Below are 14,788 nucleotides of genomic sequence, written 5' to 3'. Positions count from 1 at the left end.
AGCAGCGCAACCTTGCAGATTACACGTCAGCCTTGAACGTCTGCTTCTGCTGACCCAAGCCTTCAATGCCGAGCTCCACCACGTCGCCGGCCTTCAGGAACACCGGCGGCTTCATGCCGAGGCCAACGCCGGGCGGCGTGCCGGTGGAGATGATGTCGCCGGGGTGAAGCGACATGAACTGGCTGAGATAGGAAACCAGATACTTGACGCCGTAGACCATGGTCTTGGTCGAGCCGTTCTGCATCGTCTTGCCGTTGACCGTCAGCCACATCTTGAGGTTCTGCGGGTCTGACACCTCGTCCTTGGTCACCAGCCACGGGCCGGTCGGACCGAACGTGTCGCAGGACTTGCCCTTGGTCCACTGGCCCTGCCGCTCGGCCTGGAAGGCACGCTCGGAGACGTCGTGGGCAACGCAATAGCCGGCGACATAGTCGAGTGCATCGGCCTCGCTGACATATTTGGCGGTCTTGCCGATGACCACGGCCAGTTCGACTTCCCAGTCGGTCTTGTCAGAGCCGCGCGGGATCAGCACGTCGTCATCCGGCCCGACAATGGCCGAGCTTGCCTTCATGAAGATGATCGGCTCCGGCGGCACCGTGGCGCCGGTTTCAGCGGCATGGTCGGAATAGTTGAGGCCGATGCAGATGAACTTGCCGGTGCCGGCAACGCAGGCACCAAGGCGCGGGCTGCCGGAAACCGCCGGCAGCGACTTCGGATCGAGCTTGGCCAGTGCCGCCAGCGATGCCGGATCGAGTGCCTTGCCGCCGATATCGGCGACGTGGCCAGTGAGATCACGGATCGTTCCATCCGCATCGAGCATGCCGGGGCGTTCGCTCCCGACCTCGCCATAGCGCAGCAGCTTCATTTAAATCCTTCTCCTGATTGCGGCCTCGCGGCCTTTTGCAAACTCTCCGCCAAGGCGATGGCTCCTTCGAGGAACCGGCGGACCGTACCCATCGACCTATTCCCGGACAAGCGCGCTCGCCATACAAGATAGCCGGTGAACAGGATTTTCAGACTCCTCGATCCCCTGGTAAACGCCGGGAAGAGGCCGATCGTCCTGGTCAGATCGACCAGCCGCCGTCGATATTGTAGGCCTGTCCGGACGTATAGGTGGCGCCGGCCAGATAGACGGCGAGATCGGCGATTTCCTCCGGCGTGCCGAGCCGGCCCATTGGCTGGCGGGCGATGAAGGCGGCGCGGGCGGCATCGTAGTCGCCTTGCGCATGCATGCGGTCCTGCAGCGACGGGCTTTCGACCGTGCCGGGGCAGATGGCGTTGCAGCGTATGCCCTTGCCGACATAGTCGGCGGCGATCGCCTTGGTCAGGCCGATGACGGCCGCCTTGGTCAGGCCGTAGACGAAGCGGTTGGGCACGCCCTTGGTGGAACTGGCCAGCGAGGCCATGTTGATGATCGATCCGTCGCCGCGTTCCAGCATGCCGGGCAGCACGGCGCGGCTGGTGCGGATCATGGCACGGACATTGAGGTTCAGCGCGAAATCGAGATCGGCGTCCTTCATCTCGAGGATCGAGCCGGAATGGACGAAACCGGCGCAGTTGAACAGCACATCGACGACACCGATCTCGGCAAAGGCGGCATTGACCGCCTCGTCGTTGAGCACGTCCAGCTTGCGGGTCTTGACCCCTGGTGTCTTGGCGAGTTCCGCCAGCAGCGCCTCGTTGATGTCGGTGGCATGGACGACAGCACCTGCCTTGGCGAAGGCCAGCGCGCTCGCCTTGCCGATGCCTTGCGCCGCTGCCGTGACGACAACGACCTTGCCTGCCAGATCCGCCATGCTGTTCTCCTAGCCCGTTTGGGATCGTTGGGGTTTATCGGCAGTTGGCCAGGGCGTCATGTGCCAGTCGGACGCCATTATGCGGCCTGCGCGCCTGTCAGCCCACAGATAAAGATGTTTTTTCTCGTTAAAGAACATGCATCCGGGCGTCAAGCCCGAACACGATCACCATCGCGATGGCCACGCGGCTCAATCGCCGTAGGGCACCCAGACGTTCTTCACCTCGACGGCGCGGCGCAGGAAGGCGTCGCCGGCAGCCTCGTCGGACGCCCAGTCGAGGCTGCGGCCGTTGCCGCTCCAGACCCGCTTGAGGTTGCCGATGGACTCGGCTTCCGCCTTGGCGCAGGTCTCTGCATCGGCGAACACCCAGAGCCCGTCAACATCGTTATGCTTGGCCAGCACGCCGGCAAGTTCGGCACTGCGGCCGGTGACGATGTTGATGGCGCCGGCCGGAAGATCCGAATATTCGATCACCTGGTAGAGATCGGTCGCCAGCAGCGGATAGCGCTCGGACGGCACCGCGACCACCGTGTTGCCCATCGCGAGTGCGGGTGCCACCAGCGAGATCAGGCCGAGCAGCGGGGAGCTATCTGGTGCGACGATGCCGACGACGCCGACCGGCTCGTGCAAGGCGAGCGTCACGGCGCGAGCCGGCGGCTGGTGCACGCGGCCCTCGAACTTGTCGGCAAGGCCGGCATAGAGGAACAGCCGCTCGATCGACTGGTCGACCTCCTCGCGCGCCGCCTTGGCATTGGCGCTGGTCAGTTCGCTGAGGCGGGCGGCAAACTCGCTTGCGCGGCCGGAAAGGTTCTCGGCCAGATAATAGAGCACCTGGGACCTGTTATAGGCGGTCGCCTCGGGCCAGCCCTTGCAGGCTCGGGCAGCGGAGACGGCATCGCGGATATCCTTGCGGCTGCCGAGCCCGACCTCGCCGGCAAGCTTGCCTTTGGCGGTGGCGACCGCCAGCGAGTAATTGCCGTCCGGCCGAATTTGCTTGCCGCCGATGAACAGCTTTGCCGTGCGGTCGATTGCCGCGCCATCGGCCTGCTCGACGGGCTGTGCAGAGATCGTCGCCGGTTTGATGACAGGGCCAAGCGGCAGTTTCGCCGTGAGATATTCGAACATGCCTTCACGCCCGCCTTCGCGGCCGAATCCGCTTTCGCGGTAGCCGCCAAAACCACAAGCGGCATCGAACATGTTGGTGCCGTTGACCCAGACGACGCCGGCCTTCAGCTGCGGCGCGACGTGCAAAGCGAGATTGACGTTTTCGCTCCACACCGAGGCGGCGAGCCCGTAGCGCGTGTTGTTGGCAAGCTCGATCGCTTCCTCGGTGTTGCGGAAGGTCATGGTGGCCAGAACCGGGCCAAACACCTCTTCCTGCGCCAGGATATTAGCCGGCGAAACACCAGTGGCGAGAGTCGGTAGATAGTAGTAGCCGGAGGACGGCAGCGCGGCATCCGGCTGCCAGCAGACAGCGCCTTGCCTGGCGCCCTCGGCAACCAGACCCTTGACGCGCTCGAGCTGTGTCAAGTCGACCAGCGGGCCGATATCGGTGTTCTTGTCGAGCGGGCTTCCGACGCGCAGCCGGCTCATCCGCGTCTTGACCTTGGCGATCAAGGCGTCCGCAATGCCTTCCTGGACCAGCAACCGCGAGCCGGCGCAGCAGACTTGGCCCTGATTGAACCAGATGCCGTCGACCAGGCCTTCGACCGCGCTGTCGAGATCGGCATCCTCGAAGACGATGAAGGCCGATTTGCCGCCGAGCTCCAGCGACAGTTTCTTGCCAGAGCCGGCGGTCGCCTTGCGGATGATCTTGCCGACCTCGGAAGAGCCGGTGAAGGCGATCTTCTGAATGCCGGGATGGTTGACGATGGCCGCACCTGCCTCCGGGCCGCCCTGGACGATGTTGACGACGCCTTTCGGCACGCCGGCGCGCTCGCAGATTTCGGCGAACAGGATCGATGTCAGCGGCGTGAATTCGGCCGGCTTGAGCACCACCGTGCAGCCTGCGGCGAGCGCCGGTGCGATCTTCCAGGCCAGCATCAGCAGCGGAAAATTCCACGGGATGATCTGGCCGACGACACCGACACCCTTTTGGCCGGGGAAATCCCTGTCCAGCGCCTGCGCCCAGCCGGCATGATAGATGAAATGGCGGATCGCCAGCGGCACGTCGATGTCGCGGCTTTCGCGGATCGGCTTGCCGTTGTCGATTGTCTCAAGCACCGCGAACAGACGCTGGTGGCGCTGCATGGCGCGGCCAATGGCGTAGAGCACTTTCGCCCTGACATAGCCTGAACTGGCGCTCCATTTTGGCAGCGCCTTGGTGGCCGCCGCAACCGCCGCGTCGATATCGGCGGCATTGGCGTCCGAGACCTTGGCCAGCAACTTGCCGGAAGACGGCTCGCTGGTCTCGAAGGTCTTGCCGCCGGAAGCGGCTTTCCAGTCGCCGCCGATGAACAGCGCCTTGCCGAAATCACGCGCTGTAAGCCACGCATCGGCCTCGTTGCGCGCCTCCGGCGCCGGGCCGTACTCCATGGCGTGATAACGGTCGAGAATGTTCATCAGGTGCCTCCTTCACCCTCCCGCCTGGGAGGTCGATCGGCAAAGCCGATCGGGGTGGGTGCTCAAGCCATTGCGTGGCGATGATTGGCCGAATAGTGACCAGTCAGATGGTGCTCGAGCTGGCGCTCGATGTCGGTCAAAAGGCTTGACGCGCCGAAGCGGAACAGCTCCGGCTCCAGCCATGGGCGGCCAAGCTCTTCCTTCATCAACACCAGCCAGTCGAGCGAAGCCTTGGCCGTGGAAATGCCGCCGGCAGGCTTGAAGCCGATGAGATAGCCGGTTTCCTCGAAATAGGCCCTGATGGCGCGCACCATGGCGAGGCCGACGGGCAGCGTCGCATTGACGCTTTCCTTGCCGGTCGAGGTCTTGATGAAGTCGGCGCCCGCCATCATCGCCACCATCGAGGCCAGCATGACATTGCGCAGCGTGGCGAGGTCGCCGGTGCCGAGGATGACCTTCAGATGCGCGTCACCGCAGGCGGCCCGCATCGAGACAATCTCATTGTAAAGCTCCCGCCATTTGGCGCCGAACACCAGGCCGCGCGGAATGACCACGTCGATCTCATCGGCGCCGTCGCGGACCGAGGCCTCGATCTCCTGCAGGCGGGTCGACAGGGGTGCCAGCCCATGCGGGAAGGCGGTGGAGACGGCGGCGACATGGATGCCGGTGCCGCGCACCGCATCGACGGCGGTGGCGACGAAGGGATGATAGACGCAAACGGCGGCCGGGCGGATGGTTTCGGCTGATATGCCGAGACCCTCGACAATGTCGCGGCGAAACGGGTTGATCGCCTTGGCGCAGAGCCGGCGCACGCGTTCCTCGGTGTCGTTGGAATTCAGCGTCGTCAGATCCATGCAGGCGACGGCGCGCAGCAACCAGGCCGCCTGGTTGTCGGCCTTGATCGAGCGCCGCTTGGTCAGGCTGGCAACACGGCGTTCCAGCGCCGAGCGATTGACGCTGCGCACCGATTCCATGAAGCCGAGATCGAGCTTCATGCCGGGGTTGCGCGCGATGCGATGGTCATGCGGGACGGCGGTGTTGGCGGCGGCACGCGCCGGCAGCGGCGTCACTTTGGACGAGCCAACATCGGCTTCGCGGATTGTGCTGCTCATCTCCTGCCCTTTCATTCAGCGACGTGCGCTTATGTCTTGGTGCGCATCGTTTTCCCAAAACCGCTCGACACGTTTGGGCGACACGCACGAAGATAGCCCGTGAATTGACGCTTCACGAGTCCTTAGGGCGCTCATAGCTGAAAAAGGCCGCGAAAGCAGCTAATTTTTGACCGGAAGGTCAAACCCTGATTTGGGACGAGGCGCTCGGCTCTAGCCGACGAAGGCGCGCTCGACCACAAAAGTCGCCGGATGGCTCAGCGAGCCTTCCACGAAACCGAGGCTTTCGGCCAGTTCCTTGACGTCCTTGAGCATATGCATCGAGCCGCAGATCATGATGCGGTCGGTTTCCGGGTTGAGCTTGTCGATGCCGAGATCGCTGTAGAATTTGCCGGAGCCGATCAGCGCGGTGATACGGCCCATGCAGGCCGACTCCTCGCGGGTCGTCGAATTGTAGAGGGTGACGCGCCCAGCGGTCAGTTCGCCGATCAGCGGGTCGCTTTCCAGCGCCGCCACCAGCTCCTGGCCGTAGGTCAGCTCGGCATTGTCGCGGCAGGTATGGGTCAGGATCAGCTGATCGAATTTCTCGTAGGTGTCGGGGTCGCGCAGCAGGCTGGCGAAGGGCGCGATGCCGGTGCCGGTCGAGATCATGAACAGCCGCTTGGCCGGGGTCAGCGCGTCGACCACCAGCGTGCCGGTCGACTTCTGGCGCATGATGACCGTGTCGCCGACCTGGATCTTCTGCAGTTCCGAGGTCAACGGGCCGTCCGGCACCTTGATCGAGAAGAATTCCAGCTCTTCGTCCCAGGCCGGGCTCGCCACCGAATAGGCGCGGTACACCGGCTTCTCGGCATTGGGCAGGCCGATCATGACGAACTCGCCGGAGCGGAAGCGCAGCGACTGCGGACGGGTGATGCGGAACGAGAACAGCCGGTCGGTATAGTGCTTCACCGAGACGACGGTCTCGGCATACACGTTGGCCGGAATCGGGAATTGCAGCGGGCGGGCGCCGACGGTGTTGAGAGCGGATGTGGTGTTCATCAAATCCAACCTTCTGGCCCAACTCACGGACGCGGGCGCCAAACCTTCACCTGCGCGCCCGAACCATTCAGGTTCCGGCGTGCTGTCGCACACTGCAAAGCGGCAAGCTCTTGTGTCGGGAATTTATTAGTATACAAACGATATTTGCGTCAAGATGCTCCCTTAAAACAGCTTTCCAAACTGACGCATATCCGTAGTCCGTGCATTTCGGGTTTCGACGATGGAAGAGAATTTTTCGGCGCAAGCGCGCGATTCCCAGGGAAATGTCGTTGCCGGTATCGATGTCGGCGGCACCTTCACCGACCTGCTCCTGATCGACGGACGCGATGGCGGCAGGGTGTATCTAGCCAAGACTCCGACCACGGTCGACAACCAGGCGTTCGGCGTCGTTTCGGCACTCGGCGCCACCGGATTTCCGATCGACGGCATCGACCTCATCGTGCATGGCACCACCACCACCACCAATGCGGTGCTGGAGCGCCGGCTGGCGAAAACCGGCATGATCACCACGCGCGGCTTTCGCGACGTGATCGAGCTTGGCCGGCGCACGCGGCCGCAGGCTTATGGCATGACCGGCAGCTTCGTGCCGATCATCCCGCGCAATCTCAGGCTCGAAGTGTCGGAGCGCGTCGAGGCTTCAGGCGCGATACGCACGCCGCTCGACGAGGCCGAAATGCGCGAGGCGGTGAAGACGCTGATCGCGGCGGGCTGCGAATCCCTCGTCATCCATTTCCTGCATTCCTACGCCAACCCGGCGCATGAGCGGCGCGCCGCCGAAATCGCCGCCGAACTCTGGCCGAACGGCTACATCACGGCAGGCCACGCACTGCTGTCGGAAGCGCGCGAATTCGAGCGCGGCGTCACCGCTTCGGTCAATGCCTCCGTGCAGCCGATCCTCGAGCGCTATGTCGAACGGCTGCGCAAGGAACTGGCTGCAAAAGGCTATGCCCGCGACTTCCTGATCATGAACGGCAATGGCGGCATGATCTCGGCCCGCTTCGTCACCCGTGAATCGGCCAAGACGGTCATGTCCGGTCCGGCCTCGGGCGTCATCGCCGCCGCCTATACGGGAAAGCGCGCAGGCTTTGAAAACCTCGTCACCTACGACATGGGCGGCACCTCGACCGACGTGGCGCTGATCCGCAATGCCGAGCCGGCTGTTTCGAACGAGATCGAGATCGAATATGCCATGCCGATCCATGTGCCGATGGTGGCGGTGCACACGGTCGGCGCCGGCGGCGGCTCGATCGCCCGTGTCGATGCGGCTGGCCTGATCCAGATCGGCCCGGAAAGTGCCGGCGCCAATCCTGGCCCGATCTGCTACGGGCGCGGCGGCGTGGAGCCGACCATCACCGACGCCAATCTGGTGCTCGGCCGGCTGGCGCCGAAGAAGCTGCTGGCGGTCGAAAACCCGGTCACAACAGAGCGCGTCACCGGCATCTTCGCCGACAAGATCGGCAAGGCGACCGGCCTGTCCGGCGTCGAGGCGGCCGGTGCGGTCCTGCGGCTCGGCAACATGAAGATGGCCGGCGCTATCCGCATGGTCTCGGTTTCACGTGGCCATGACCCGCGCGATTTCGCGCTGTTTGCCTTTGGCGGCGCCGGGCCGCTGCATGCGACCGCGCTGGCGCGCGAACTCGGCCTGCCCCGGGTGCTGGTGCCGGCGCGTCCAGGCATCACCAACGCGCTCGGCTGCGTCGTCGCCGATCTGCGCCACGACTTCGTCAACACCATCAACCAGCCAGTGGCGGTGCTCGACGAAACGCAGCTTCACGCTGTATTGGAACGGCACCGAAACGAAGGTGAAGAGCTGATCGGCAAGGAAGCGGTGAAGCCGGAGACGATCCGCGTCACCCACTCCGCCGACATGCAGTTCGTCGGCCAGACCCACATCATCAACGTGGCGCTGCCGTCCTCATCGGTGACGCGGGCAACGCTTCAGCAGCTTTTCGAAAAGGCCTATTTCGCCCGCTTCAAGGTCGAGTTGCCGGAAATCCGCGCCAACCTCGTCAATCTCAACACCTCGGTGACCGGCGTGCGCCCGGCGATCGACCTGTCACGGCTGATCGACCCGGCGGGACGCGCAACAACGCTCGACGAGGCGCGGCGCGAAATCCGGCCGGTCTGGTATGGCGGACGCTGGCACGACACACCGGTATACGCACGCGAAAAGCTGCCGCTCGACGCTGAAATCGAAGGGCCGGCGATCCTCGAACAGATGGACGCCACCACCGTGCTCGAACCCGGCGACCGCGCACGCTGCGACGCCGACGGCAACATCATCATCGACATCGGCGAGGCCTGAGATGCCAAATCTTGACAGGGCAAAACTCGACGCCATCACGCTCTCGGTCCTCCAGGCGGCCCTGCAGCAGGTCTGCGACGAGATGGACCTGACCTTTTCGCGCGCCGCCTTCTCGCCCGTCATCGCCGAGGCCAATGACCGCTCCGACGGCATCTATTCGGCGCTCGACGGTGCGCTGATCGCGCAAGGCAGCCAGGGCCTGCCGGTGTTCGTCGGTGTCATGCAGTATTCGACCAGGACGGTGATCGAGATGATCGCCGATGGCCGCTGCCTGCCGCCCGAGCCGGGCGACATCTACATCGTCAACGACCCCTATCTCGGCGGCACCCATCTGATGGATGTGCGCTTTGCCATGCCGGTCTACCGGGACGGAAAGATTTTCTGCTGGCTGTCCAACACCGGCCACTGGCCCGACATTGGCGGCTCGGTGCCGGGCGGGTTTTCGGCCTCGGCGACCGCGGTCGAGCAGGAAGGCCTGCGGCTGCCGCCTGTCAAACTGTTCAAGAAGGGCGTGCTCGATCCGGAGATCTACGCCATCATCTGCTCCAACATCCGCGTTGCCGACCAGCGCATCGGCGACATCAGGGCCCAGGCTGCGGCGCTGCTGATCGGCCAGGACCGGCTCAACGGAATCCTGGATCGTTACGGGAACGAAACTGTTGTCGAGGCGATCGCCGAACTGCGCCGCCGCGCCGCCGAACAGATGCGCGCCAACATAGCGGCCATCCCCGACGGCACCTACCGCTCGAAGGCCTTTGTCGATTCCGACGGTGTGGTCAACGAGCCGCTGACCATCGCGCTCGCCGTCGAGAAGCAGGGCGACACGCTGACCTTCGATTTCACCGGCTCGTCAAAACCCTGCGCCGGACCGATGAACAGCGTGCTGGCGACCACCTTGTCCTCGGTCTATCTTGCCATGCGCCACATTTTCCCCGATGTGCCGATCAGCGCCGGCGCTTTCGAGCCATTGATCGTCAAGCGGCCGGAAGGCACCTTCCTCGACGCCAAATATCCGCGCCCCGTATCGGGTTGCGCCGCCGAGGTTTCCCAGCGCATCGCCGAGGCAGTGTTCGCGGCCATGGTGCAGGCGCTGCCCGACAAGGTGACGGCGGCGCCCGCCGGCTCCAGCGGCAATTTCGCGCTCGGCGGCAACGATCCGGCGCGCGGCCGCGATTACGTCATGTACCAGATCTCCGGCGGCGGCTATGGCGGCAATTCGGGTCATGACGGGCTGACCAATGGCTGCTCGACCATCGGCATCTCCAAATCGCCGCCGGTCGAGATCATGGAGCAGGCCTTTCCCGTGCTCTACCGCCACTATGCCCTGCGCGAAGGCTCGGGCGGCGCCGGCAAGCATCGCGGCGGCTTTGGCCTCGCCTATGAGGTCGAGATCCTGCGTGGCGACGCTCGTGCCTCCTTCGTCATGGATCACGGCCGTTTCGGTCCGCAAGGCGCGCTCGGCGGCAAGGACGGCGCGGTCAACACGGTGGCCGTCTTCCGCAACGGTGAGGAACACGTCCCGCCGCACCTGTCCAAGGAGCAGGATATCGCGCTCAAGGCCGGCGACCGCGTGCGCGTCGGCACGCCGGGCGGCGGCGGCTATGGCAATCCGCTGGAGCGCGATCCGAATCTGGTGCTGCGCGACGTGGCGTTGGGTTACTATACGGTCGAGGAAGCCAGCGAAAAATTTGGCGTTGTCCTCTCGGCAGGCGAACTCGCCATCGACCGGACGGCGACGAACAAGCAGCGCGCCGGCTAACGCACCACCAATCGTGAGGGCTTGGTCCGCTCGCCGCGCCGCGATCGCCGCAGCGCATGTCGTTTCCGTCTCCGCCGGGGGCATGAAAGCCCGTAGACTTCTCCGGTCAACGGAGATCTCGAACATGCGTCTTTTCGGTCGTTTCGTGCTTGCCGCTTCCGTCGCTCTCACCCTTGCCACGGGCGCGGCTTCCGCCCAGGACAAAAAACTCAGGATCGGTACCGAAGGCGCCTATCCGCCCTTCAATTACGCCAGTGCCGACGGTACGCTGGGTGGCTTCGACATCGACCTCGGCAAGGCGCTGTGTGCTGAGATGAAGGCCGAGTGTGAGTTCAGCGTGCAGGATTTCGATGGTTCCATACCGGCGCTGCAAGCCGGCAAGTTCGACGCGATCATCAACATCACCATCACGCCCGAGCGGGCCGAGAAGGTCGAGTTCACCCACAAATACTACCAGACGCCGCCGGCCATCGCCGTGCCGAAGGATTCGACCATATCAGGCACCTCGCCGGACGACCTGAAAGGCAAGGCGCTCGGCGTGCAGACCGCGACCATCCATCAGAAATTCGCCGAGCAGAAATACACAGGCTCGACCGTCAAGGCCTATCCGACCGGCGACGACGCCCGCACCGACATGGCCAATGGCCGCCTTGACGCGATGATGGACGGCTCGATCATCCTGACCGAATGGCTGAAGAAGCCCGACGGCGCCTGCTGCAAGCTGCTCGGCACGCTGACGGCCGATCCGGCCATTCATGGCCCCGGCGTCGGCATCGCGCTGCAGAAGGGCAACAAGGAGCTGACCGACAAGCTCAATGCGGCCATCGACGCGCTGCGCGCCAATGGCAAGTACAAGGAAATCAACGACAAGTACTTTTCCTTCGACGTCTACGGCAGCTGAGACCGTTTGGAAACTCTACTCTGGCGGCCATCTGAAGGCGTTTTCTGCGCTTCCGGTGCTCACGGACCTGAATGTCCGCTGCGCTCCGGTTCTCGAAACCACCATCATATGACTCGCCAGAGCGAATTTCGAAACGGTCTCTGGATCGCAATGAATGATGGAGACTTCCTTGGTTGAGCGACGCTCCCCTTTCTACAGCAGCATCGTCGGACTGGGCGCGACCATGGGTCGTGTCGGCGGCGATTTCATCTCGGCCAAATATTATTCCAGCATTGCCGACGAGCATCTGAACACCCGCAAAAATGTCGGCGTGCAGGATCTCAGCACCATGGGCAAGATGGACATCAAGGGGCCGGACGCCGAGGCGCTGGTCAACCATGTCATCGTCAATGACGCCGCTGCGATGAAGCCGGGCCAGGTCCGCTATTCCACGGTCTGCCGCGAGGATGGCGGCATCATGGACGATCTTACCGTGTTCCGCCTGGCGCCGGAGCATTTCATGCTGGTGACCGGCTCGGTCAACCGCCTTAAGATACTGCCTTGGCTGCTGCATCATGCCGGGGGTCGCAAGGCCTATGTCACCGACATCACCGCCGCCATCGCTTTCCCGACAATCCAGGGCCCGCGCTCGCGCGAATTGCTGAAGGCGCTGGTTGCGGATGCCGATCTGGACGGGCTGAAGCGCTGGTCGTTCACGTCAGGCCATATCAACGGCACGCGGGTGCTGATCTCGCGCACTGGTGTCACCGGTGAACTCGGCTTCGAACTGTTCGTGCCGGCCGACGAGGCGGCCTCAGTCTGGGAGGCGCTGATGCGGACCGGCCGTGACTTTGGCCTGAAACCCTATGGCGTGCTGGCGATGTTCACGCTCGGGTTGGAAAAGGCCTATCCGGCGCATGGCATCGACATGGACGAGAGCCGCACGCCGTTCCATGTCGGCCTCGACCGCTGGATCAAGTTCGACAAGGGCGATTTCGTCGGCCGCGAAGCGCTGCTCAAGGTCCGCGACAAGGGCCTCGACGAGCAATGGGCCGGGCTGATCCTCGACGGCGACAAGCCAGCCGCGACCGATGCCAGGGTTCGGGCCGCTGATGGCGAGGACGCCGGCGTGGTCACCTACAGCGACCACGGCTATTCCCTCGGCAAGGTGCTGGCCACCGCGCATCTGCGGCTGCCTTTTACCGCTGTCGGCACCGAGCTCAGCATCGTCATCGACGGCGTGCCGACACGCGCGGTCGTGGCGCCGATCCCGTTCTTCGATCCGGAAGGGGCTAGGTTGAGGGCTTAGACGCTTGCGCCGATGGACGGCATGCCTTGGCGACTGGCCGAAACGCCCTTCACTTCGTCATCCACGGGCGGAGCAAGGAGCGTAGCGACGCGGCGTAGACCCGAGGATCCATGCCGCGACTCCAACGCATCGCCACGGTGCAGAATTCTGCTCCGCTGCATCCCTTGGGCAAGGTCGCGGCATGGATCCTCGGGTCTCCGCGACGCCGCTTCGCGGCTGCTCCGCCCGTGGATGACGAAGTTGGGGAAGCCTCGCCCAAGCCCAACTACCGGTCGGCTCACCCTCTTCGATCCAACCTCGCCACTAGCCTGTCCCCCACCCATTGGATGCCGCAGACCAGGATGATCAGCACGATCACCACGGCGATCATCACGGATGTCTCAAACCGCTGATAGCCATAGCGGATGGCGAGGTCGCCGAGCCCGCCCGCGCCGATGGCGCCGGCCATCGCCGAGGCGCCGATCAGCGTCACCAGCGTTACGGTGAAACCGGCGACGATACCGGGCAGCGCTTCGGGCACCAGCACTTCGCGGATGATCGTCCAGCGGTTGCCGCCCATGGCGCGCGCTGCTTCGATCAAGCCGCGGTCGACCTCGCGCAGCGACACTTCGGCGATGCGCGCATAATAGGGCGTGGCGGCGATCGACAGCGGCACGATGGCCGCCCATGTGCCGATCGAGGTGCCGACGATCAGTCGCGTCACTGGGATCAGCGCCACCAGAAGGATGATGAAGGGCACCGAGCGGAAGCCGTTGATGACGGCGCCAAGCACGCGGTTCACCCACAGGCTTTCGGCAATGCCGCCGCGTTCGGTGGCAATCAATGCCAAGCCGAGCGGCAGGCCGAACACCAGCGAGATCAGGCCGGACGCGGCCGTCATCAGCACCGTCTCCCAGATCGAACGCAGCAGAAGCTCAAACAGGATTGGCGACATGGCCAAGCACCTCCACCCGCGCCTGGCGGGCCTTCAGGAATGTGATGATGTCAGCGAGATGATTTGCATCGCTGCCGGGAACAGACAGGAACAGCGTGCCCACTGGCTGCTGCTGGATATGGTCGATGCCGCCATGGACGAGGCGGAAGGCGCCTGGAACCGCCGTGGCAAGGTCGGACAGCAGCGGGGCTCGCGCCGCCTCGCCGGCCACGTCCACGCGCAGGATCGTCTCGGCGCCGGCCGCCGGCAGCAGCCGGGCCGCCAGCTCGGCCGGCAGCTGCGGCCGGATGGCGCCGAGCAGGCTTTTGGTGATGTCCGAGCGTGGGTCGGCGAACACCGACCAGACCGGCCCCTCCTCGACGATGCGCCCGGCGTCGATCACCGCAACGCGGTCGGCGATCGAACGGATCACCTCCATCTCATGGGTGATCAAAAGGATGGTCAGGCCAAGCTGACGGTTGATGTCTTTGAGCAAGGCAAGGATGGAGCGCGTCGTCTCCGGATCGAGCGCCGAGGTGGCCTCGTCCGACAAAAGCAGCGCCGGGCGCGCCGCAAGCGCCCTGGCAATGCCGACGCGCTGCTTCTGGCCGCCCGACAGCGACGCTGGATAGGCCTTGGCTTTCTCCGACAGGCCGACGAGATCGAGCAGTTCGGCGGCGCGCTTCAGTCGCTCGGCTTTAGGGCGGCCCTCGATCTTCAGCGGCAGCGCCACATTGTCTTCGACGGTCTTGGCCGACAGCAGGTTGAAATGCTGGAAGATCATGCCGATGCGCCGCCGCAGCGGCTGCAGGTCGCGCTCGCCAAGCCGGCTGATCTCGCGGCCTTCGATGAACACCTCACCGGAGTCAGGCCGTTCCAAACCGTTCAGGCAGCGGATCAGCGTCGACTTGCCGGCGCCGCTGCGGCCGATGATGCCAAGGATCTCGCCCTTGCGCACCGTCAACGACACACCGTCGAGCGCCGCCGTCACACCGAAGCGGCGCTTCAGGTCGACAAGGCGCACGACATCCTGAGACGCCTCGGGCCGGGCGTGGGTCGGATCGGCGATGTCCCCGGGTGCCGTGATATGCTGGTTCATGAATGTTCCTGTTCC

The 14,788-nt window shown here is 64.4% G+C and carries 11 protein-coding genes; 4 read left to right on the top strand and 7 right to left on the bottom strand.

Translation table 11 applies throughout. The annotated features are described in order from the left end of the window. Positions 1-19: 19 nt before the first annotated feature. The 5 genes from ACZ89F_RS31765 to ACZ89F_RS31745 form a co-directional block, all read right to left on the bottom strand. Positions 20-865, bottom strand: coding sequence for a fumarylacetoacetate hydrolase family protein (locus tag ACZ89F_RS31765; RefSeq protein WP_476096112.1), 846 nt, complete (start codon positions 863-865; stop codon positions 20-22). Positions 866-1,064: 199 nt separating this feature from the next. Further along, positions 1,065-1,796, bottom strand: coding sequence for an SDR family oxidoreductase (locus tag ACZ89F_RS31760; RefSeq protein WP_476096111.1), 732 nt, complete (start codon positions 1,794-1,796; stop codon positions 1,065-1,067). Between the two features lie 189 nt (positions 1,797-1,985). After that, positions 1,986-4,358, bottom strand: coding sequence for an aldehyde dehydrogenase family protein (locus tag ACZ89F_RS31755; RefSeq protein ID WP_476096110.1), 2,373 nt, complete (start codon positions 4,356-4,358; stop codon positions 1,986-1,988). 62 nt (positions 4,359-4,420) lie between these two features. After that, complete coding sequence (gene deoC, locus ACZ89F_RS31750) at positions 4,421-5,470, bottom strand: deoxyribose-phosphate aldolase (protein ID WP_476096109.1); 1,050 nt, start codon at positions 5,468-5,470, stop codon at positions 4,421-4,423. Between the two features lie 210 nt (positions 5,471-5,680). Beyond that, positions 5,681-6,508 carry a ferredoxin--NADP reductase gene (locus ACZ89F_RS31745; RefSeq protein WP_183446557.1) on the bottom strand — a complete coding sequence of 276 codons (828 nt, stop codon included), beginning with the start codon at positions 6,506-6,508 and terminating at the stop codon, positions 5,681-5,683. Positions 6,509-6,728: 220 nt separating this feature from the next. On the opposite strand from ACZ89F_RS31745, the gene ACZ89F_RS31740 reads away from it, so the two are divergent. From ACZ89F_RS31740 to ACZ89F_RS31725, 4 genes are all read left to right on the top strand, one after another. Next, positions 6,729-8,813 carry a hydantoinase/oxoprolinase family protein gene (locus tag ACZ89F_RS31740; RefSeq protein ID WP_476096108.1) on the top strand — a complete coding sequence of 695 codons (2,085 nt, stop codon included), beginning with the start codon at positions 6,729-6,731 and terminating at the stop codon, positions 8,811-8,813. Between the two features lies 1 nt (position 8,814). Further along, positions 8,815-10,572, top strand: a complete 1,758-nt coding sequence (locus tag ACZ89F_RS31735; RefSeq protein ID WP_476096107.1) for a hydantoinase B/oxoprolinase family protein — start codon at positions 8,815-8,817, stop codon at positions 10,570-10,572. 124 nt (positions 10,573-10,696) lie between these two features. After that, positions 10,697-11,473 carry an ABC transporter substrate-binding protein gene (locus ACZ89F_RS31730; protein WP_476096106.1) on the top strand — a complete coding sequence of 259 codons (777 nt, stop codon included), beginning with the start codon at positions 10,697-10,699 and terminating at the stop codon, positions 11,471-11,473. Positions 11,474-11,627: 154 nt separating this feature from the next. Next, the gene (locus ACZ89F_RS31725; protein WP_476096105.1) at positions 11,628-12,761 is read left to right on the top strand and encodes an aminomethyl transferase family protein; all 1,134 of its coding nucleotides are present in this window, start codon (positions 11,628-11,630) and stop codon (positions 12,759-12,761) included. Between the two features lie 277 nt (positions 12,762-13,038). Here the strand turns inward: ACZ89F_RS31725 and ACZ89F_RS31720 are convergent, their stop codons facing one another. Together ACZ89F_RS31720 and ACZ89F_RS31715 are read right to left on the bottom strand one after the other, a co-directional pair. Further along, a complete protein-coding gene (locus ACZ89F_RS31720) occupies positions 13,039-13,695 on the bottom strand; it encodes a methionine ABC transporter permease (protein WP_476096104.1) in 657 nt (218 codons plus the stop codon). After that, entirely contained in the window at positions 13,676-14,773 is a 1,098-nt protein-coding gene (locus ACZ89F_RS31715; RefSeq protein ID WP_476096103.1) for a methionine ABC transporter ATP-binding protein, read from the bottom strand. The genes ACZ89F_RS31720 and ACZ89F_RS31715 overlap by 20 nt, the downstream gene beginning before the upstream one ends. Positions 14,774-14,788: the final 15 nt, after the last annotated feature.

The sequence above is a fragment of the Mesorhizobium sp. USDA 3734 genome, assembly GCF_056279665.1.
The sequence above is the reverse complement of the archived record's forward strand: the minus strand, read 5'-3'. Positions and strand labels throughout refer to the sequence as shown.